The organism is Flavobacterium sp. B114r, from assembly GCF_056824125.1.
Map to the genome: position 1 here is coordinate 3,839,144 of NZ_CP124858.1, position 23,189 is coordinate 3,862,332.

A 23,189-nucleotide genomic window follows, 5' to 3' on the forward strand; every position below is an offset into this window, starting at 1 on the left:
TTAACCAAATTATCATTTTTAATAGATTTTAGTTGTATCCCAAAAAAGAGTAAAACATTAAAAAAATCTTTTTTTTATGCACTTGATTTTGGTGTATACTAATTAGCCAAGAAACGCAATAGCAATTAAAAAAAAGGGCTCTCTGTATTTTAATATCAGCTATAAGGCTGAATTTGTTAGTGTTTTGCTTCAAAATGTCCCCCAATTTGTCCCCCCTTCTTTTTTTACGGAGGGGTTAATTAAGTACTATTTTTGGCACTTTAGGGATCACATACTTAAAATTAACTTTAAGTTAGAAATATCTAAGATGTCTTTCCAAAGTAGTAATCCTAATTAACCTATTTACGAAACTAGATTTTTCCTTAACTATTATATCCTGACGACAAATAAAAGTTTTAGAGCCATTAATATCAAATTAACTTTATGAAAAAAATTCTACTATTATTTTTTTATTTATCCTTTTATACTTTATACGCTCAAATTCATATTGGTGCATCAGGAGGCACTAGTACCGATTTTGTATTTCCTTGTTATGATGGGTTAGGCTATAGTTATACACAACAAATTGTTCTGGCAAGTGAATATCAGGCAGAGGATGGAACAACTGGACCCATCACGCAAATTAAATGGAAAATTACTGGCGGAGCTGTAAACGCATCTAATTTTAATAATTGGTCGGTTTATTTAGGTCATACAAACAAAACATCATTTTCTTCAGCTTCTGATTTTATTCCTGTAGCTGATCTTACGTCAGTTTATTCTGGAATAGTGACTATTACACAAGATAATCAATGGATAACCATTGATTTACCTACAAGTTTTAATTACAATACCTCTGACAATTTGGTCGTTGCTGTTTTACAAAATGCAGCAGGATCATCGACCCCTTATTTTTCAGCTTATACACCCACAACTATAGGAAACAGGGGAATATTGGCTTATGGTGCTGCGACAGTGAATATTAACAATTTGACAGCTAGTAATATTATTCTTATGCAAACAATTGCTCAAATTCAGTTTACCGGGGCGCTAAAAGATTGCCATAAACCTCAAAATCTAATAGTATCAAATAGTATAAATGGAAATGTAACTTTAAACTGGAGTAACCAACAAAATGCTTTAGATGGTTATTTATATGAATTACGGACTTCAGGGTTACCTGGGAACGGCGGCTCCGGTTTGGTAGAATCCGGAAACATTGCTGCGGGAGTTGTAAGTAAAACATGCAGCAATCCTCCTTTGAATACGAAATTAACCTATTACATTAAGGCTTTGTGTAGTACTAATGAGGAAAGTAATTGGAGTAAAGTTGTCTTTACAATAATTGCACCTCCACAAGCAGCAGCTAATCAAGATTTTTGTATCAATTTTAATGTTAGGTTAAACAATCTTTCTGTACAAGGGGAAAATATAAAGTGGTATGGTGCTGCAACAGGCGGAAATGCTTTGATAAATACAACTGTTTTGACCAATAATACTACTTATTACGCAAGTCAAACCGTAAATGGAGTAGAAAGTATTGAAAGAGTTCCTGTTCAGGTTACATTAAATACTCTTCCTAATTCACCTGTAATTGCTTCACCGTACGTTTATACCAATATAAATGCAACTTTAGCCACCTTAATAACAAGTGCCGCTAATCCTAAATGGTATGTCAGTAATAGTGCTGCTTTTCCTTTATCATCCGGCACCGTCTTAAACAATGGGCAAACCTATTATGTAAGTGAAAACGATGGTGTGTGCGAATCACCACGAACAGCCGTAAAGGTTCAGCTGGATCCAAATAATAATCCGTGTGCTAATTGGGGTACCGGTCCTAATCAGGATTATGATTGTGATGGCGTAATTAACAGCGTCGATTTAGACAATGATAATGATGGTATTTTAGACGATGAAGAACGCGATGTATCTACAACCGCTACTGTATTTAATTTATTCGCACCACCAGCTGAAGATGGTATGATAAAACAATGGAACATTAACATTTCTGGGGCTGCAGGTACAGAGATTAATTTCAGAAATAATTTTTATACAATACCAAATTCTGGTGCATTAACGATTAATGTACCACAAACAGGAATTCCTATAATGCAATTGAATACAGTAGAAAATAATAAAAGTTATATATTGAGCGCAACAGGACCAGTGACTATTGTTCAGGAGTTAACAACCAGTCGTCCTGCAAGTGATTCTTGGATCGTCCTACCAGAAAAGCTTTGGGGAACCGAATACAGATTGTTTACAGATACACAAAGAGGTAATTATCAATACGCAGCTATTTATAGTAATATTGATAATAATCAGATTATAATAAAAAATAAGGAAGGACTCCTTCAAAAAACTTTTACTCTAAATATTGGACAAACTTATTTGCAAGGAGGTAATAAATTGGATATGACTGGTTGGACTATCAGTTCAACCCAACCTTTAGGAGTTATTATGGGAGTCGATGTTGCCTGGACCCCATCTGGTGGAGGTGAGAACCTGAACATAATGTTGTTGCCAACTAATCAGTTAGGTACAAAACATTACATCCCAAATAATAATCCGAATACTACTTACGTAATGGCTGAAGAGCCCAATACTGAGGTAAGAATCGATGGTGTTTTGATTAAAACATTGCTAGATGCGGGTGATGTTTATAATTTTAACGTAGCTCTTACTGATCTTAAAATACTTGAAACAAGTAAAAAAGTTACTGTTTGGCAAGTAACACCCAATAATAATGACCCTTCATGGTTAAATGTTTTGGATGCAAATAAAGCAGTTACCAGCTTTAATTTTACTACACCAAGTTCTATGATTTATTCAAATGTTTTAGCTTTAATAGTAAATACAGCGAGTACTTCTTTAATTCGTGTCAATGGAGCAGCGATTACAGGTTGGGTACCTTTTCCTTCTGATCCATCATCGTCTCTTGTAAAAATAACAAATATCGTCGCAGGTCAATCAATAACGGTTAATTCAACTACGAATCAAGTGCCTATTTTGTCTGCATATACTGGTATAGGAGATGTTATATCCAATGCAACATCACCATCAATAGGTAATTTTAATATTGAGACGGGAAGTTTAGTTATTGAAAATTCATTGGACACTGATAATGATGGAATACCAGATTATTTGGATCTTGATAGTGATAACGACGGCTGTAGCGATGCCAATGAAGCATATAATAGTAAAACTGCCGAAGGCTCAGATGGAAATATGATGTATGGTGACGGAAATCCTCCAGCAGTTGATTCAGACGGAAAGGTAATTGGGGCTAATTATTCAGGAACGAATCCAAATGTTAGAAAACCAGGAAAGAGTAGTAGTATTACGGCACAACCCGAAGATGCTGTTTCAGATGTATCAGGAAGTGTAAGTTATAATGTAAGTATAATGGCTGGTTCTGGCACAACTTTATACCAATGGCAATATAGTGCTGACAAAGGAATTACCTGGAATGATTTAGTCGACACACCAGTCTATTCAGGTACAACAACGCCAACTTTAGTCTTAACTAATATCCCTTCATCTCATCATAATTACGGTTATCGTATAGTGATTAACCAGTCTGATTTTATTTGTGGTGAAGTTTTTTCTGATGCAGCTAATTTATGTCTTGTAACTACATCTCAAGCTCAAATTGTTAATGATAAGTGTGCCATTATAGAAATTGCAGGAAATATTCCTGTACTAGGTACCGGAAGTTGGAGTATTGTAAGTGGTTCTGGAGGGACAATTACTAATGTTAATGAGGCAGAAACTTTCTTTAGCGGAATTCCAGGAACTACCTATGTGCTAAGATGGACAATAACAAACGGAAGTTGTAGCAATTCTAGTGATGTAACAATATCTAATATTCAAACAGCATTAAACAGTGTTCCAACACAGGCAGATGCATTATGTCAAGGTTCAGCAACTGGTTCAGCAACAGCAACTATTACAGGCGGTGTAGCTCCCTACAGTTTTGTCTGGAACAATGGTATTACATCAACAACCAATGAAGCGGTTAATCTAAATGAAGGAACCTATGAAGTAACTGCAACCGATGATAATGGATGTGTCATTAAACAAAAATTTATAATTGTAGTAGCACCAGATATCATCAGCCCAACAGTTGTGACTCAAAATATAGCGGTTCAGTTAGACGCCACAGGAAAAGCAGTTATTATAGCTTCTCAAATCGATAATGGTTCTACTGATAATTGTACTATTGCTACAATAGCTTTAGATAAAACCACTTTTGATTGCACGAATATTGGCGGCAATTCAGTGATATTGAAAATAACAGATGCCTCAGGAAATTCGGATACAGCTACTGCCACAGTTACTGTCGAAGATAAAATTAATCCAACAGCTGTGGCTCAAAATATAACGGTTCAGTTAGACACCACAGGAAAAGCAGTTATAACGGCTTCTCAAATCGATAATACTTCTACTGATAATTGTGCTATTGCTACAATAGCTTTAGATAAAACCACTTTTGATTGCACAAATATTGGCAACAATTCAGTAATACTGACAGTAACGGATGCCTCAGGCAATTCGGATACAGCCACTGCCACAGTTACTGTCGAAGATAAAATCAAACCAACTGTTGTAGCTCAGGATATTACCGTTCAGTTGGATGTCACAGGAAAAGCAGTTATTATAGCTTCTCAAATTGATAATGGTTCTACTGATAATTGTACTATTGCTACAATGACTTTAGATAAAACCACTTTTGATTGCACGAATATTGGCGGCAATTCAGTGATATTGAAAATAACAGATGCCTCAGGAAATTCGGATACAGCGACTGCCACAGTTACTGTCGAAGATAAAATTAATCCAACAGCTGTGGCTCAAAATATAACGGTTCAGTTAGACACCACAGGAAAAGCAGTTATAACGGCTTCTCAAATCGATAATACTTCTACTGATAATTGTGCTATTGCTACAATAGCTTTAGATAAAACCACTTTTGATTGCACGAATATTGGTAGCAATTCAGTAATACTGACAGTAACGGATGCCTCAGGAAATTCGGATACAGTGACTGCCACAGTTACTATCGAAGATAAAATCAAACCAACTGTTGTAGCTCAGGATATTACCGTTCAGTTGGATGTCACAGGAAAAGCAGCTATTATAGCTTCTCAAATTGATAATGGTTCTACTGATAATTGTGCTATTGCTACAATGACTATAGACAAAACCACTTTTAATTGCACGAATATTGGCAACAATTCAGTGACACTCACAGTAACGGATGTTAATGGAAATTCAGATACAGCGACTGCCACAGTTACTATCGAAGATAAAATTAAACCAGCAGTTGTAACAAAAAATATAACGGTTCAATTAGACGCCACAGGAAAAGCAGTTATTATAGCTTCTCAAATCGATAATGGTTCTACTGATAATTGCGCTATTGCTACAATGACTTTAGATAAAACTACTTTTGATTGCACGAATATTGGTAGCAATTCAGTGATACTGACAGTAACAGATGTTAATGGGAATTCAGATACAGCCACTGCCACAGTTACTGTCGAAGATAAAATGAAACCAACAGTTCTAATAAAAAATATAACGGTTCAACTGGATGCCACAGGAAAAGCAGTTGTAACGGCTTCTCAAATCGATAACGGTTCTACTGATAATTGTGCTATTGCTAGAATGACTTTAGACAAAACCACTTTTGATTGCACGAATATTGGAAGCAATTCAGTGGTACTGACAGTAACTGATGTTAATGGAAATTCGGATACCGCCACCGCCACAGTTACTGTACAGGACAAAATCAAACCAACAGTTGTGGCTCAGAATATAACGATTCAGTTAGACGCCACAGGAAAAGCAGTTATAACCGCTTCTCAAATCGATAATGGTTCTACGGATAATTGTGCTATTGCAACAATGACTATAGACAAAACCACTTTTAATTGCACAAATATTGGCAACAATTCAGTGGTACTGACAGTAACAGATGTTAATGGAAATTCAGATACAGCGACTGCCACAGTTACTGTCGAAGATAAAATCAAACCAACAGTTGTGACTCACAATATAACGGTTCAGCTGGATATCACAGGAAAAGCAGTTGTAACGGCTTCTCAAATCGATAATGGTTCTACTGATAATTGTACTATTGCTAGAATGACTTTAGACAAAACCACTTTTGATTGCACAAATATCGGCGGCAATTCAGTGATACTGACAGTAACAGATGTTAATGGGAATTCAGATACAGCCACTGCCACAGTTACTGTCGAAGATAAAATGAAACCAACAGTTCTAATAAAAAATATAACGGTTCAACTGGATGCCACAGGAAAAGCAGTTGTAACGGCTTCTCAAATCGATAACGGTTCTACTGATAATTGTGCTATTGCTAGAATGACTTTAGACAAAACCACTTTTGATTGCACGAATATTGGAAGCAATTCAGTGGTACTGACAGTAACTGATGTTAATGGAAATTCGGATACCGCCACCGCCACAGTTACTGTACAGGACAAAATCAAACCAACAGTTGTAGCTCAAAATATAACGATTCAGTTAGACGCCACAGGAAAAGCAGTTGTAATAGCTTCTCAAATCGATAACGGTTCTACTGATAATTGTGCTATTGCTAGAATGACTTTAGATAAAACCACTTTTAATTGCACAAATATCGGCAACAATTCAGTGGTACTGACAGTAACAGATGTTAATGGAAATTCAGATACAGCCACTGCCACAGTTACTGTCGAAGATAAAATCAAACCAACAGTTGTGACTCACAATATAACGGTTCAGCTGGATATCACAGGAAAAGCAGTTGTAACGGCTTCTCAAATCGATAATGGTTCTACTGATAATTGTACTATTGCAACAATGACTATAGATAAAACCACTTTTGATTGCACAAATATTGGCAGCAATTCAGTGATACTGACAGTAACAGATGTTAATGGGAATTCAGATACAGCCACTGCCACAGTTACTGTCGAAGATAAAATGAAACCAACAGTTCTAATAAAAAATATAACGGTTCAACTGGATGCCACAGGAAAAGCAGTTGTAACGGCTTCTCAAATCGATAACGGTTCTACTGATAATTGTGCTATTGCTAGAATGACTTTAGACAAAACCACTTTTGATTGCACGAATATTGGAAGCAATTCAGTGGTACTGACAGTAACTGATGTTAATGGAAATTCGGATACCGCCACCGCCACAGTTACTGTACAGGACAAAATCAAACCAACAGTTGTAGCTCAAAATATAACGATTCAGTTAGACGCCACAGGAAAAGCAGTTATAACAGCTTATCAAATCGATAATGGTTCTATTGATAATTGTGCTATTGCAACAATGACTTTAGATAAAACCACTTTTGATTGCACAAATATTGGCGGCAATTCAGTGATACTGACAGTAACGGATGTTAATGGAAATTCAGATACAGCGACTGCCACAGTTACTGTCGAAGATAAAATCAAACCAACAGTAGTAGTTCAAAATATAACGGTTCAGTTGGATATCACAGGAAAAGCATTTATAACGGCTTCTCAAATCGATAATGGTTCTACTGATAATTGTACTATTGCAACAATGACTATAGATAAAACCACTTTTGATTGCACAAATATTGGCAGCAATTCAGTGATACTGACAGTAACGGATATCTCAGGAAATTCGGATACCAAAGCAGTAATTGTTACAATAGAAAAAGCGCCATCTCCAAATACTCTCAATTTATTGCAGAAATTTTGCGCAATTGATAAACCATTAGTTTCAGATATTTCAATACCGTATAACGTTTTAAATTGGTTTGCAGATCCATTGTCAACACCGGCGCTTTTATCTCAGGAGGTTTTACGTTCAGGAATTTATTATGCAGAAGTCTCAATTAATGCCTGTAACACCAACCGTATTCCTGTTACTATAATAGTGAATGATGAGGCTGCTCCAAGCGGAAACGCAATACAATATTTCTGCAGAGAGAAAGAGACAGCAATTTCAGATCTTATCACCAATGAAAAAGAAATACTTTGGTACGATACCGCCTCTGGAGGAGTTCCATTAGATAGTGATACATTATTAGAAGATAAACATAAATATTATGCGTCTTACTTTGGTGCAGAGTGTGAAAGCACCAAAAGATTTGAGGTTGAAGTTATTTTTAATTATTGCGATGTCATCATAAAGAATGGAATATCAGCAAATGGAGATGGAAAGAATGACTATCTCGCTATTGAAGGAGTACTAACATTTGCCGACAATCAACTTGAAATTTTTAATACTTCAGGTAGTTTAGTTTATAGCATTACTCATTACGGACAAGGAGATAATTTATTTAGAGGTTTTGCCAATAAAGGTTTAGGTCGCGGAAAAGGATTACTTCCTTTTGGAACGTACTACTACATATTTAGTTTTACGAATAATGAAAATAAACGAGTTACCAAAAAAGGGTTTTTACACCTTAATCCTTAAATCTAAAACCGAATAACAAAATGAAATGCAATTCTATAATAATTTTACTGAACTTATTATTCTCATTTTTAGCAAATGCGCAACAAAACGCCCAATTTTCAGATTACAAGATCAACATGTCCAGCTTTAACCCTGCCTTTGCCGGCTATTATGACGGAAGTATTCTTTTAATACACAGATCACAATTTACAGGAATTGAAGGCGCTCCTGAAACTCAAAACCTGAATATTAATGTACCAATTTCTATATATATGGGAACTGGTTTTAATCTGATAAACGAAAATCTTGGAGTAACTCAAAAGCTGATAGCAACAGCAGATTATTCGTATACAATTTATACTAATGATTACAATATGATAACCTTTGGTTTAAAAGGAGGTATAAGTAACCTTAATGTAAATTACTCCAGGCTTGATCTTGGGCAAGGTAATGACGTGAGTTTCGAAAATAATATTAATAATTTGATCAGACCCCGAATTGGAGTTGGTTTTTTATACAATGCACCCAGTTGGTTTGTTGGACTATCAACTCCCAATTTTATAAAAGAAATTGACGATCCAAGCATCAAAAGCACACCGTTAACAACAAATTCAGAGTTTTATCTGATCACCGGATTTCTAACAACAATTAATAATAATTTGTTGTTTAAACCGTCTATTTTGGCTAAAAAAGCTAAAAACGAACCATTTGTGATTGATCTTGCACTTAATTTTGAATTGCAGGGGAACTTTAGATTTGGAGTTTCGTATCGTTGGGATAATGCAATAACGGCAACGGTAGGCATTAATTTTATGGAAAACTTTCAGGCAGGTTTTACCTATGATCGTAATATAAATGGTTTGGGCGCATATGCTCCCTCATCAAATCAGTTTTATTTAAAATACGTCTTTAAACATGCTAAAGATATTCGTAGAGATAATTTTAGTTTTACGAGTCCAACCAATAACATTGGTTTTTAATGTAAGAATGATTTAAGTTTTTCCGTGTATGTGAAAATTTCTAGGCCTGTCGCATCTGGGAATAACTTTTATCTTTAAAATTTTAAACCAATGGAAAAATGCATATAAAATGTGATTGCTATTATAATAAAGGCTGCATATTTTAAGCCTTAATTAAGATATTTTAATAAGATATAAAAAAGAGGCTGTCCGAAAAGTAATTTCGGGCAGTTTTTTTTTGTTTTACACATTGATTTTTCTTATATTTAAGTACTAAAATCAATGATTATGCAGCCAGTTTTTAAGCCTCATTCGGTTCACCAGCAAGATCTTTTTCCATTGAATTTAAATGATCTGATCCCAGAGAATCATTCTGCCCGATTAATAGACAGTGTTGTTGAACAGTTGGAAATTTCCGAGATTATATCACAGTTTAAAGGCGGTGGAAGATCCAGCTACCATCCTAAGATGTTATTGAAAATATTGTTTTACGGATATCTCAATAATACCTATTCCAGCCGAAAGCTGGCTAGAGCCGTGAAGGAGAATATATATTTTATGTGGCTCTCGGGAGGACTTCAGCCGGATTTTAGAACTATCAATGACTTTAGAGGAAAAAAATTAAAAGGGAATATCGAAAAACTTTTCAGCCAGGTCGTTCTGATGATGGTAGATTTAGAGCTCATTAGCCTGGAGAGACAATTTATTGATGGTACTAAAATAGAAGCCAACGCACATAAATACAGCTTTGTGTGGAAGAAAGCAGTTGAAAAACATAAAGACAGGCTTCAGGGAAAAATCGATGCTGTTCTGGCAGATATTGGTCAGGCTATCGAGTCAGATATTATGCATACTGATAACCAAACTGATACCAAGGTAGACAGTAAGAAATTAGAAGAAAAAATACACGAGATCAACCAAAGTGAAAAAAAGCAGAAGCTGAGTAAACAGCAGAACAAATCACTTCAAAAACTCGAGAAAGAACAGCTTGTAAAACTTAAAGAATATGAGAAACATCTCGAAATTCTGGGGGATAGAAACAGTTATTCGAAAACCGATACCGATGCTACTTTTATGCGCATGAAAGAAGATCATATGGGCAACGGACAATTAAAAGCGGGTTATAATATTCAGATTTCTACAGAAAATCAAATTATTACACATTACTCCACCCACCAGACTTCTACTGATTTTACCACATTAAAGACTCACTTAGAAGGATTCAAAAGCAACTACGGCAAACAATCTGCAAAAGTTATAGCCGATGCGGGCTATGGAAGTGAGGAAAATTATCAACTCCTTGAAGACAAAGAAATTGATTTTTTTGTTCCCTACAACATGTACCGTATCGAAGAGACCCGTAAGCATAAAAACAATTTATTCCACGCACAAAACCTGTTTCATAATAATGAGCAAGACTTTTTGGTTTGTCCAATGGGGCAGCAAATGCCTCGTATCTTTACTAAGAAATCAAAAACTACAACTGGTTTTGAACAGTATCATTCGGTATATGAGGCTTTAAATTGCGCAGGATGTCCTCTGCGGGGGCAATGCTTTAAAGCTAAGGGGAACAGACGGATAGAAATTAATCACAATCTTCAAAGACTGAAATTCAAGGCAAGAGAGAATTTAGAAAGTGAATTGGGCAGGGAAATTTATAGTAAAAGATGTATTGAACCAGAGCCGGTTTTTGGTAACATCAAGCAAAACAAAGGATTTAAAAGATTTACACTTACCAAAACAGCCAAAGTAAATACTGAATTTGGCCTGATTGCTATTGCTCACAACTTTTCTAAATGGATCGCTAAAATCCGTTTGGGCAATTTTAACCTCATTTTTGATCTCGTAGAAGCTTTAGAAAAGTTTATAGAAGACCATTTTAGCCCAAATTTACATTTTTCAAGAAACACTCTGTAAATCTACTAGTATAATAAAAGAAAGAGGTCGTCTTTTCAGACAACCTCTTTTTCTTGTGTGCCCAGCATGGGCGATAACTCTAGGGTGTAAGTCCCGAACACACCTTTACAGTGGGAAGTGTTAGCTGAATGCAAGGGTGTCCATCGCGAGGTGGAATCTGAAGGAAGCAATAGGCAAACTCTTGGCCTGACGGAGAGAAACTATATACAAGGCCAGAAATGTTGGATAAAGTTGCAAGCCAAACTGAAGTCCCAAACTGTACGGAAGCATGATGGTAAATATAGCAGGCATATGAGAGGAAAGTTATCGTTCTTACCTGGGGAGGTCTTATAGACATAGGGAAGTTTTTTTTTACAGCACTATGGATTAACAATTGCTATAAGAAGTCAGCAGAGGTCATAGTAGGTACTGGAAATGAGTACTGAAGGACTGAACTTAATTAAGTGAGTAGTAAATGAATGTTACCCATGAAGGAACGAATGCAGAAAATATCAAAGAATTTTGATAACTGTCTTGGGAAGGATAGGACGGAATCCGACAGCTACCAGGGAGTGCAGACCTTTATTGGGATAGCTGAAAACAACCTCACAGAAGTACATTTAGGTCAGGGGAAACTCTTAGAGCTAATCCTAAGTTCCCCCAATATGAATCTGGCTTATAAAAGAGTCAGATCCAATAAAGGAAGTTTTGGAATAGACAAGTTGTCCACTGAGAATTTATTAGAATGGCTCTTAGAACATAAAGAGTCGTTGATTGAATCGCTAGAGAACGGGAAATACAAACCTCAGGCCGTTCGAAGAGTTGAGATACCTAAAGAGGGAGGTAAAACAAGGTCACTTGGTATCCCTAGTGTTGTAGACCGCCTAGTCCAACAAAGTATTGCCCAAATCCTAACCCCTATTTACGAACAAGAATTCCTTACAAGCAGCCATGGCTTTAGACCTAAAAGAGGGTGCCATACTGCTTTGAAAGAAGTAGAAAATCACCTCAATGATAAGTACAGTTATGTAGTGGATCTAGACTTAGAGAAATTCTTTGACACTGTGAATCACAGTAGGCTTATAGAACTACTATCAAAGAAAGTCAAAGACCCACGAGTGATATCACTTATCCATAAATATCTCAGAGCTGGTGTTGTTGTGGGGAACAAATTCGAAGAAAGTGTACTGGGTGTTCCTCAAGGCGGTCCATTAAGTCCATTGTTGAGCAATATAATGCTTCACGAATTGGATAAAGAGCTGGCTAGACGCGGACATCGATTTGTACGTTATGCAGATGATTGCTTAATCTTCTGTAAAAGCAAGAGAGCATGTCTTGGTGTCAAAGAAAGTATAACTGCGTTTATTGAAAGCGTATTATACTTAAGGGTAAACAAGGAGAAAACTACGGTTGGGTATATAAAAGGAAAGAAATTCCTTGGATATAGCTTCTATAACAAAAGTAAAGGGAAATGGGGGCTATGTGTACATCCAAAGAGTTATAGTAAACTCAAAGACAGGTTAAAGGAAATTACTAACCGCAGTAATGGTATGGGGTATCAAAAGACCAAAGAACTCTTACGATATTACTTGCAGGGTTGGGTATCCTATTTTAAACTAGCCGATATGTCAGGCAAGATTAAACGTATAGATGAATGGCTTCGATTTAGAATACGAATGTTGATATGGAAAAGCTGGAAGAAGATAAGTACTAAATACAACAATCTTCGAAAGATTGGAGTTAAAGACAATCAGGCTTATCAATGGGCTAATACTCGAAAGGGATATTGTCGAACTGCGCTGAGTCCAATTCTACAAACAACTCTATCAACACGAACACTAAGCAAAGCAGGATATACGTTCCTGACTGACATGTACCTAAAATGTATCGTAAATTAAGAACCGCCTTGGTACGGATCCGTATGCCAGGTGGTGTGGAAGGTCACCTAGGGAACTAATCCCTAGGTTCCTATCCGATTGGTGATGTTTACTTCACAATTTGCAAATCATTTTTATGAACGATTTAAAGAAATTGGCGTACTTCTAAGTTAATTTATCATAATGCAATAAACCATGATTCTGTCACAAAACTTATGCGGGATAAAAACTGTATTATTTGCCTTAGCCCTTTATAGCAGAGAAGGTATCAAGTCCACAAAGTTGAACGTATACTTTTTCCATAATCATTAACATATTAATATACTTTCGTTATCATTTCATCTATTGGCAGACGAACTTTTTTCATAGTTGCCATGTAGTCTTTTTCCAAATCACGGTATCCTAATGCAAGGATAACTGCAGCATGCAGCCCTTTTTCTTTCAAGCCCAAAACTTCATCGATAGTGGCGGCATTAAATCCTTCGATAGGAGTGGCATCCACTTTCAATTCTGCCGCAGCAATAAGTGCTGTTCCTAGTGCAATATAAGCCTGTTTGGCAGCCCAAAGTGCTTTTTGTTCTGCGTTAATAGCGCTAAAATAGGAATGCAATCCATTTCTAAATCCTGATAAGGCACCAGCATCAAGACCTCTTTGCTTTTCTGTCATTGCCATGTAATCGTCAATATAAGTCGAAGACATATCATTGAATGCAGCAAAAACCAACAAATGAGAGCATGAGGTAATCTGTCCGTTATACGAATCAGTACCTAATTTTTTTTGGATTTCCAGGTTGCTTACAACAAAAACGCGGTAAGATTGCAGACCGCAAGAAGATGCTGAAAGATTTATAGCCTCTAAGATCTGATCGATCTTCTCTTCTGTTACTTTAATGTTATTGTACGCTTTTGCGGCGTAGCGCCATTTTAAATTTTCTATCAAATTCATTACTATGTCAATCTTAAATTTTGGCAAATATAAATGATATTATTTTCTTTTTCGAGTTTTTGAAGCGCTCTGGGAAACTCCAAGTCAATCATCTTAGGCTACTAAAGAATATTTATCTGTTTTACTTCATTATTATATTTGTTTAAAGATTAATAATCTTTAATAATTTATGTAAAAAGAATAATTAACTGATTTTATGTATAAATAAAAATATTTAATCTTTTATATTCAAATTTGCAGGGTAAAAAAACTAAATATCACCATCAAATGAAAGCGAACATACAAGAAGATAGGGGAATAAACGAAAAGCAGAATATTGAAAACACCCAGAATACAATCCAGAATGATTTTGCATTCACACTAAAGAGCACTTGTTTAGATGAAAACTATCATCCCTCAAGTCAAACGCGTTTGACAACCAATTTTGCAAACCTGGCCAGAGGAGGTAATCGCCAACAAAACTTACGTAATGCATTAAATATGATTAACAATCGATTCAATGCATTGGCTCACGTGGACAATCCAAAAGCTGATCGTTACCTTGTAGAACTTGAAATCATCACAGTAACGATGAGTATTGATGATAAGAATGGTATTAAGAATCTGCCGTTGATTGAAGTTTTAAAAACGAATATTTTTGACCACAAGACTAGTCAGCGTATCGAAGGTATTGCCGGAAATAATTTTTCTTCTTATGTTCGTGATTATGATTTCAGTATTTTATTGATCGAGCACAATAAAAATAAATCTAATTTTTGTCTTCCTGAAAATTTTGGTGATTTGCATGGAAAACTGTATAAGTGCTTTGTCAGTTCAGCCACTTATAAAGAGCACTTCAAGATGTCACCGATCATTTGTCTAAGTGTATCGAGCAATAAAACTTATACTCGAACTGAGTATCAGCATCCGGTTCTGGGTTTTGAGTATCTGCAGGATCAGTATTCTATCACTGATGAATATTTCTCTAAAATGGGATTAAAAGTTCGTTTTTTCATGCCTCAGAATAGTGTGGCACCGATGTCTTTTTATCATTCCGGAGATCTGCTTGCTGATTATACTGATCTTGGACTAATCAGCTCAATCAGCACGATGGAGACTTTCCAGAAAATTTATCGCCCTGAAATCTACAATGCAAATTCAGTGGCTGGGAAAATCTATCAACCTAATCTTAAACACGAAGATTATTCATTGACCCGCGTGGTTTATGACCGCGAAGAGCGCAGCCAATTGGCTGTTGAACAGGGTAAATATGCAGAAGAACATTTCATTAAGCCTTATAAAAGTCTCCTGGAACAATGGTCTGCTAATTTTACCCTTTAATTGATTACAACACATTAAAATTATACTATTATGAAGAAATTATTATTACCCACCTCAATTGTTGGAAGTTTACCCAAACCTGCCTGGCTTGCACCACCCGAAAAACTTTGGTCACCATGGAAATTAGATGGCGATCAGCTATTTGAAGGGAAACAAGATGCTTTACGCATTTCTCTGCACGAACAACAATTGGCAGATCTGGATATCATTTCTGACGGTGAGCAGACACGTCAGCATTTTGTAACGACTTTTATCGAGCATTTAAGCGGTGTAGATTTTGAAAATCGTAAAACAGTAAAAATCCGTAACCGTTATGACGCGAGTGTTCCAGTGGTGGTAGGTGAGGTTGCACGTCAAAAAGCAGTTTTTGTTGAAGATGCTAAATTTTTACGTAAACAGACTAACAAGCCTATAAAATGGGCATTGCCAGGTCCGCTGACAATGGTAGATACCTTGTACGACGACCATTATAAAAGCCGGGAAAAATTGGCATGGGAATTTGCGATAGCACTCAATGAAGAAGCAAGAGAACTTCAAGACGCAGGGGTAGATATTATCCAGTTTGATGAACCTGCATTTAATGTGTTCTTTGATGAAGTAAACGATTGGGGAATGGCAGCATTAGAAAGAGCCATTGAAGGTTTACACTGTCAAACTGCGGTTCATATTTGCTATGGTTATGGAATACAGGCAAATACTGATTGGAAAAAGACATTAGGTTCAGAGTGGCGACAATACGAAGAAATTTTCCCGAAAATTCAAAAATCTAAAATTGATGTGGTGTCTTTAGAATGTCACAACTCTAATGTACCTTTAAATTTAATGGAACTTGTTCGAGGTAAAAAAGTAATGGTAGGTGCCATTGATGTAGCAAGCAACACTATCGAAACACCAGAAGAAGTAGCTGATACGCTGCGTAAAGCTCTTGAGTTTGTAGATGCCGAAAATCTTTACCCTTCTACAAACTGCGGTATGGCCCCACTATCTCGAAACGTAGCCAGAGGCAAGTTAAGTGCTTTAAGCGCAGGGGCAGAAATTATACGTAAAGAACTTGGGATTTAGTCTCAATTTATTAATTAGAATAGGATTTCCTTGCCTCATGCGTGCTGTCCGTAGAATTTAGCAGAGCGAGTCTGCGGACAGACTAATGAATCTAGAGAATCCACGTTTATCTGCGTAAGACATTTTTGTAATCTTGACTCTACGGACGAATAATATTTAAAACACATTGAAGAAATTATTAGAAGTATTAAAAAAAGTAGGTTTCGACGGTTTCCTGTTAATGATAGCCACCATGATTCTGATGGCTTATTTTTTGCCAAAGCCAGGCATGATCAAAGAACCTGTTTCGCTGGAGGAGATTGCCAATGCTGGTGTTTCCTTGATTTTTTTGTTTTATGGCATGCGACTGAGTGTTGAGAAACTAAAAGCCGGACTTTCTAACTGGAAAATGCACATTGTCGTCCAGTTGACCACCTTTTTATTTTTTCCGCTCATTGTTTTGGCATTTCGCCCGTTGTTTGTCAATAACGGCTTCGAGCTGCTTTGGCTTGGTGTATTTTTTCTGGCAGCATTGCCATCCACAGTTTCCTCTTCGGTGGTGATGGTTTCCATCGCTAAGGGAAACATTCCCGCAGCCATTTTCAATGCTAGCATTTCCAGTTTGATTGGAGTAGTCGTTACGCCTATCTGGGTTGGGCTTTTTATAGCTTCTGCGACAGGCAATTTTGATGTTACTCATATCGTCATAAAGTTGATTCTTCAAGTCTTGCTGCCTGTCATCATTGGCATAAGCCTCAATTCCCGTTTGGGTGCCATTGCCGAAAAATACAAGAAACAGCTCAAATATTTCGATCAGGCAGTTATTCTAACGATTATTTACACGTCGTTTTGCAAGTCATTTTCCGAACATCTTTTTGAAGGCTTCACCGCCCTTGAACTTGCCGGACTCGCTGCAGGGATGATGGCGTTGTTTTTTGCTGTATTCTTTTGTGTCGGATTACTCAGCCGCTTGCTTGGTTTTTCAGATGAAGACCGTATTACTGTCTTATTCTGCGGGTCTAAAAAGTCATTGGTACACGGCACCGTTATGTCAAAAGTACTTTTTCAGCACAGCACCATCACTGGCATCATATTGCTGCCGCTCATGCTTTACCATGCCTTGCAATTGATTGCCGCTAGTATCATCGCTCAGGGTATGGCTCGACGAAAAGAAGTATAATTTTATTTATGACGTGGCCTTTTATCTTTTTTCGATCAAGGGCATCAAGGATAACTCTCCCTGCTATAAAATAATGCCTTTTAGATTTTTATACTGTGAAGATCAATGCTGCAGTATGTTATGTTTTTAACTTGTGTAAAATAAGATTTTTGTATTGTTTTTGGTTATATTTGAAGAATTTTATTCTGTTTTAGAAATAAATTAAACCTGTTTAAAGTAAAATATTCTATGGAACAAATAGATGATATTGATCTTCAATTATTAAATATACTGCATGATAATTCTAAGTATACAGTAAAAGAGCTTGCTAAGATGGTAAATCTTTCGGCATCGCCTGTTTTTGAGCGAATTAAAAGATTAGAAAACAGTGGCTATATTAAGAAGTATATAGCACTCCTTGATGCAGAAAAATTAAACAGGGGATTCATCGTTTTCTGTAATATCAAACTTAAACAGCACGATCGTAATATCGGAAATCAGTTTGTTAGTGATATTATGAAAATAGAAGAAGTTGTGGAATGTTACAATATCTCTGGTGATTACGATTTTTTAATGAAAGTTTCTGCTAAAGACATGAAGCATTATCAGGATTTTGTTTTTAATAAATTGGGATCAGTTGAAAGTATAGGGAGTACTCAAAGTACCTTTGTTATGTCGGAGATAAAAAATATGTATGGATAGTTCTGCGATGGCTTATTTATTTGAAATTCGTTTCCTGACTTCGTGTCCGTAAATAATGTTCTAAAACAAAAAAGAGACTTTCAAAGTCTCTTTAATAGAATTAATATATATTGACAAATAATTATTTATTAATCAATTTTTCAAGCCTCACCATCATCTCATCTTTTTCTTTCAGCATACGCTCGTATAACTCAATTTTTTCATCATATAATTGAACAATTTTGTCAACAGGATTGAAAGAGGGTTGGTAGCTAAATCCAGAGGCGACAGCGTTATCCTTAAAATCTTGGAATGAATAAGTATTTGCAATTACATTCACCGCTTGTTATTCATCAAAATTCTAAATAGCTTCAACAGGAATTTTTAATGCATCAGAGATTTTATTAAGTATACACTAGTATTAAGTATTCCGATTTTTTTAGTTTCTAAAGTGTCTTTAAGGTCTGAATTCTAAAATTAACAATTGTGACAATCTTTTAATCCAGTGGCAAAACTATCCTGTCCTTAATTTTAGATGACCATTGAACCTGCCACATACGTCCATCAAGCTGATCAATCAAAATGAAATTATATATATTCGTCGTTGGATAAAGAAAGAATCTGCCATTTTTTTCTTCTTCGGCTGAAACACGAGGTGTTAAAAATAAAGGAGATTCAAATTTTCCTTTTCCCGCATCCCATTGCACCTGCCACATTTGCCCATTTTTTGTGTTTAACTTAATAAATGTCCCAATATTATAGGTTGAAAAAAGGCGATACACAATATCGTTATCAGGCGAAACGATAGGAGTTGTGGTTGTTTGATTTTGTGCAAAGACAGTCATTGCTGTCAAACTAATAATTAGAGAAAATAGCATTTTATTCATATCGTCATTTCTATTTATTCGATTATTATTTAGCTCCTTGTTTTAAACTTGCGTTACGTTCTTCATTAATCGCGAATACCATTCAGTATCTTAGCGAGGCCAGTAAGTACGGAGCCTATTATGTTTTGTAAAGATAAAATTTCTTAACAAACGTAAACATTTTTGATTATAAAAAAGCATAAGACAATTTTTGTCGTGGTGTTTTTACAATGCTTTAATTTATTTTATTTGCCTGAGAACTGTCACCGTTTGCTTTCCAAATTTCAATCGATTTACCTTCTCCTTTAGGAAAGATGAGTTTCAAAGACTTTTCAGGAATTAAAAATTGATTTTCGGCAATGGGGATTAGCTGGTATCTGTCTGAGTTGATCAGTACAAAAAGCTTATCATCCTCTTTTGTAATTATCAAAAAATTTCCTTCCCAGTCAAACTGACCTGTAAATTGCTTTAATGACTTAATATCAATTGAGACTGCATCATAGAATTCGGGACGGAAATAATCCCATTTATATTCCTCGGCTACTGCACGCTGGATACAATCAAATAGATCCTGAGTATTTTCACCATTGCTCATCACGATAACAGCCTGATCATTATCAACTGATCCAAATATAAAGGAAGTAAAGCCATGACTGTGTCCATTATGCCTGAATACGATATCATTTTTATAGGTCCAAAGTGAAAATGCAAGTTTATCTTTATCTTCTCCTTTGTTAAAAACGTTTTTGCTCATTTCCTCAGATAATAGGATGTGCGACTCTGTTTTATAGTCTTTTATTAAAGAAATAACGAATTTTCCCAGATCATCGGGTGTTGTCCAGATTGCGCCTGCCGCTCCAAACGGATATATTTTACGCGGGAACGGACGTAGATTTCCGGAATATCCAGTTGCTACCCTGTTTCTTAACTGCTCAGGAAGTGACTGCTGAAAAGTACTGTTTTTCATCCCGCACGCGTTAAACACAAGCTGATCTACAGCATTGGCAAAGGATTGGCCACTTGCATCTGCAATCAGTTCTCCAACAATTAAGTAACCGGTGTTAGAATATTTACGGGTCTTTCCTGGCTCATTAAAAAAACGAAGTCCCGGATCAACAGAGGGGTTTTTACCATTCAGCATCTGTTCAAAGGTTGGAATAGAGTCCTTTTCCATATATTCTGACCAAAGTTGTCGGTCCAGACCAGAAGTGTGTGACAGTAATCTTCTTAAGGTTACTTTTTGTGTTTTTGTAAACTCGTTTTCGGGCATCTTCCATTCGACCAGTTTTTCATTTATATTTTTATCTAAATCCAGTTTACCTTTTTCCACAAGATTTAAAGCAGCAACTGCTGCAACAGGTTTGGCCAGAGAGGCTCCCGCAAATACCGTGTTGACATTTACCTTTATTTTTTTTTCAATATCGGCATATCCATAATCTGCAGACCACGCCATTTTGCCCTTATCAATAAAAATAATTCTTAACCCGGGGATGTTGTCGCGCTTTAAAAAATCAGAGATTGACATTTTTTTAGTCTGTCCTTTAATGGAATAAATTGGAATCAGATTGTTTTCTATATTTTTAAAATGCTTAAGATCTGTTTCTTTTCCGGACACATTATTCTGGGCTTTTGCAGTCCAAAATAAAACACACAATATTAATGATGCTAAAAATCGAGTTTTCATAATTATATTTTTCCGTTAATGATGATTGAAGTTATTAATAAGACAGTTAAATACTGTTTTTGTTACATCAAAATGATTTATAAGTAGGTTCTAAGGTCAAAAAAAAATAAAACTCCGAAGTTATTTGATTTTGGAGTTTTACAATTTGGTTTGGATACCCTGTTAGGCAATATCATTAAGTTAAGTTTTTAAAAGTAAAATTATTGTAACTCAAACCCGTTTTTATCCGCGTCAAAATTAGACGCTGATTTGAGAGTTAGATTATAAGATCTTAAACAAGTTTGAATTTCTTAACTTTACATAATGAAACAGAAGATAATAAGAGAAGTTTCCAAGTTTAATAATGAACTGAAACTGCAGGGGTTTAAAGCATTCCAGATAGAAGATGATGGTGCTGAAACCAGAACTTACAGCAGAAAAGAATTCTTTAAGATCTGCTTAACTACAGGGAAAAGTAAGATTCATTATTCGGATAAGACCTATGAGCAGGAGGGTACGATTCTCTTCTTTGGGAATCCACACATTCCATATTCCTGGGAAACAATCTCCACGACTTATATTGGTTACACTATTTTATTCTCGGAAGAGTTTTTTAAAAACTCCGAGCGTTCTGAAAGTCTGCAGCAATCGTCTTTTTTTAAAATTGGAGGAACACCTGTTTTGAAAATAACAGAAGAGCAAAGAGGCTTTCTTAATACTATTTTTCATAAAATGATTACGGAACAAGAAAGTGATTATCAATTTAAAGATGAATTGATTCGCAATTACATCAGCCTCATTATACACGAATCTCTAAAGATGGAACCTTCTGAAAATTTCGAACAAAATAAGAATGCATCTTCCAGATTGTCATCTGTGTTTTTGGAATTATTAGAAAGACAATTTCCAATTGAAACCACTTCGGATCCACTTCAATTAAGAACAGCACAACATTATGCACAACATTTGAATGTGCATGTCAATTACCTGAACAGGGCTGTAAAAGAAGTTACAGGAAAACCGACAACGACTCACATTGCCGAGCGGATTATTACAGAAGCCAAAGCGCTCTTGCTCCATACTGATTGGAGTGTTTCGGAAATCGGTTACGCACTTGGGTTTGATTATCCAACTTACTTCAATAATTACTTCAAAAAAAATACCGGCACTAATCCCTCTACATTTCGTTTGTCAGAAGTTTGAATTTCTTAATCTTTGGTTTGATAATCATTACCGCCTTGCTTAAAGGCGGTCTTACCTTTGTATTGATTATTTAATTCAAATATTATGTCAGATACAAACCCAATTTCCAATGCCGCACCATTTCAAAAAGATATTTTTGAGAGACTTTTAGCTGGTGAAACCATATTTCCCGACGATTCGCAAATAGGCAGATTGAGAGATGAAGCATTTGCTTTGAAAGCGCTGCTTAATCAGATGAATAATGCTGTAAATCCTGAAGAAATCACGCAGATACTAAGCAGAATTATAGATAAAGAAGTTCAGGATGTTTCCGTATTTACACCTCTTTATATCAATTACGGAAAACATATTACAATTGGTAAAAATGTATTTATCAATTTTGACTGTACCTTTTTAGCATTGGGTGGAATTATTATTGAAGACGATGTTTTAATTGGTCCGAAAGTCAGTCTTATTACCGAAAATCATCCATTAGATCCTGAGGAAAGAAAAGGACTAACAGGTAAACCAATTCTCATTAAAAAAAATGCATGGATTGGTGCCAATGCTACGATTTTATCCGGCGTAACAATTGGAGAAAATGCAGTTGTTGCAGCAGGAGCAGTCGTATCTAAAGATGTTCCGGATAATACTGTCGTTGGTGGGATTCCTGCAAGATTCATTAAAAATATTCAACTTTAAAAGATATAATTATGAAACTGAAATTTTTATTGACAGTTATCGCTATTCTTTTTGCTTTTTCTTTTTGTAATGCGAGCTGCAAAAGTAACAATGAAAGAACACCAAGACACAATAATAATAGTAAAATGAAAATTACAATTGGTACAGCAGTTTTTACAGCAACATTGTACAAAAAACCAAGTGCAGCTGCATTGAAAGTAATGCTTCCAATTACCGTAGATATGACTGAACTGAATGGTAATGAAATCTATTGCGATTTACCTGGTCGGCTTCCAATAAATTCTTCAGTTGGAGGAGATATAAAAGTGGGTGATCTAATGCTTTACGGAAACAATGTGCTGGTGCTTTTTTATAAAAGTTTCAACACTTCCTATAGTTATACAAAACTCGGATCTATAGACAATCCTGCAGGACTAGCTTCTACATTGGGTGCCGGAAATGTAGTTGTGAAATTTGAAAATAATTAA

14 protein-coding genes and 1 pseudogene are annotated in these 23,189 nt (G+C 35.8%); 11 read left to right on the forward strand and 4 right to left on the reverse strand.

From position 1 onward, the window contains the following. The first annotated feature begins 423 nt into the window (after positions 1 to 423). From QLQ94_RS16260 to ltrA, 4 genes are all read left to right on the forward strand, one after another. Positions 424 to 8,451: an Ig-like domain-containing protein gene (locus QLQ94_RS16260; RefSeq protein ID WP_482497822.1), complete on the forward strand. Its 8,028-nt coding sequence runs from the start codon at positions 424 to 426 to the stop codon at positions 8,449 to 8,451. A gap of 20 nt (positions 8,452 to 8,471) precedes the next feature. Beyond that, positions 8,472 to 9,410 carry a PorP/SprF family type IX secretion system membrane protein gene (locus QLQ94_RS16265; RefSeq protein ID WP_271338773.1) on the forward strand — a complete coding sequence of 313 codons (939 nt, stop codon included), beginning with the start codon at positions 8,472 to 8,474 and terminating at the stop codon, positions 9,408 to 9,410. Positions 9,411 to 9,671: 261 nt separating this feature from the next. Continuing rightward, positions 9,672 to 11,306 (forward strand): IS1182 family transposase, encoded by a 1,635-nt coding sequence (locus QLQ94_RS16270; RefSeq protein WP_072959494.1) that lies wholly within the window; start codon positions 9,672 to 9,674, stop codon positions 11,304 to 11,306. 644 nt (positions 11,307 to 11,950) lie between these two features. Next, positions 11,951 to 13,183, forward strand: a complete 1,233-nt coding sequence (ltrA, locus tag QLQ94_RS16275; protein WP_271338779.1) for a group II intron reverse transcriptase/maturase — start codon at positions 11,951 to 11,953, stop codon at positions 13,181 to 13,183. A 295-nt stretch (positions 13,184 to 13,478) separates the two neighbouring features. On the opposite strand, the gene QLQ94_RS16280 is transcribed toward ltrA, so the two are convergent. Next, on the reverse strand, positions 13,479 to 14,108 hold the full coding sequence (locus tag QLQ94_RS16280) for a nitroreductase family protein (protein WP_427403135.1): 630 nt from the start codon (positions 14,106 to 14,108) through the stop codon (positions 13,479 to 13,481). A gap of 267 nt (positions 14,109 to 14,375) precedes the next feature. Between QLQ94_RS16280 and QLQ94_RS16285 the strand changes: the two genes are divergently transcribed. From QLQ94_RS16285 to QLQ94_RS16300, 4 genes are all read left to right on the forward strand, one after another. Next, positions 14,376 to 15,428 carry a DUF1852 domain-containing protein gene (locus tag QLQ94_RS16285; RefSeq protein ID WP_427403134.1) on the forward strand — a complete coding sequence of 351 codons (1,053 nt, stop codon included), beginning with the start codon at positions 14,376 to 14,378 and terminating at the stop codon, positions 15,426 to 15,428. A gap of 30 nt (positions 15,429 to 15,458) precedes the next feature. Then, positions 15,459 to 16,490: a methionine synthase gene (locus QLQ94_RS16290; RefSeq protein WP_427403133.1), complete on the forward strand. Its 1,032-nt coding sequence runs from the start codon at positions 15,459 to 15,461 to the stop codon at positions 16,488 to 16,490. Positions 16,491 to 16,656: 166 nt separating this feature from the next. Continuing rightward, a complete protein-coding gene (locus tag QLQ94_RS16295; RefSeq protein ID WP_271336572.1) occupies positions 16,657 to 17,649 on the forward strand; it encodes a bile acid:sodium symporter family protein in 993 nt (330 codons plus the stop codon). 228 nt (positions 17,650 to 17,877) lie between these two features. Beyond that, positions 17,878 to 18,330 (forward strand): Lrp/AsnC family transcriptional regulator, encoded by a 453-nt coding sequence (locus QLQ94_RS16300; protein ID WP_083694586.1) that lies wholly within the window; start codon positions 17,878 to 17,880, stop codon positions 18,328 to 18,330. A 121-nt stretch (positions 18,331 to 18,451) separates the two neighbouring features. On the opposite strand, the pseudogene QLQ94_RS16305 reads toward QLQ94_RS16300, so the two are convergent. The 3 genes and pseudogenes from QLQ94_RS16305 to QLQ94_RS16315 all read right to left on the reverse strand — a co-directional run. Further along, positions 18,452 to 18,721: pseudogene (locus tag QLQ94_RS16305) on the reverse strand (XRE family transcriptional regulator); the annotation flags it as partial. Between the two features lie 85 nt (positions 18,722 to 18,806). Then, positions 18,807 to 19,196, reverse strand: a complete 390-nt coding sequence (locus QLQ94_RS16310) for a hypothetical protein (protein WP_271336573.1) — start codon at positions 19,194 to 19,196, stop codon at positions 18,807 to 18,809. A 214-nt stretch (positions 19,197 to 19,410) separates the two neighbouring features. Continuing rightward, the gene (locus tag QLQ94_RS16315) at positions 19,411 to 20,859 is read right to left on the reverse strand and encodes a serine hydrolase domain-containing protein (protein ID WP_271336574.1); all 1,449 of its coding nucleotides are present in this window, start codon (positions 20,857 to 20,859) and stop codon (positions 19,411 to 19,413) included. Between the two features lie 303 nt (positions 20,860 to 21,162). Here QLQ94_RS16315 and QLQ94_RS16320 point away from each other — a divergent pair, with 303 nt between their 5' ends. The 3 genes from QLQ94_RS16320 to QLQ94_RS16330 all read left to right on the forward strand — a co-directional run bounded on the left by QLQ94_RS16320 (position 21,163) and on the right by QLQ94_RS16330 (position 23,189). Beyond that, positions 21,163 to 22,041, forward strand: coding sequence for a helix-turn-helix domain-containing protein (locus QLQ94_RS16320; RefSeq protein WP_482497826.1), 879 nt, complete (start codon positions 21,163 to 21,165; stop codon positions 22,039 to 22,041). 84 nt (positions 22,042 to 22,125) lie between these two features. Then, entirely contained in the window at positions 22,126 to 22,722 is a 597-nt protein-coding gene (locus QLQ94_RS16325; protein WP_271336576.1) for a DapH/DapD/GlmU-related protein, read from the forward strand. A gap of 11 nt (positions 22,723 to 22,733) precedes the next feature. Continuing rightward, on the forward strand, positions 22,734 to 23,189 hold the full coding sequence (locus QLQ94_RS16330; RefSeq protein ID WP_482497828.1) for a cyclophilin-like fold protein: 456 nt from the start codon (positions 22,734 to 22,736) through the stop codon (positions 23,187 to 23,189).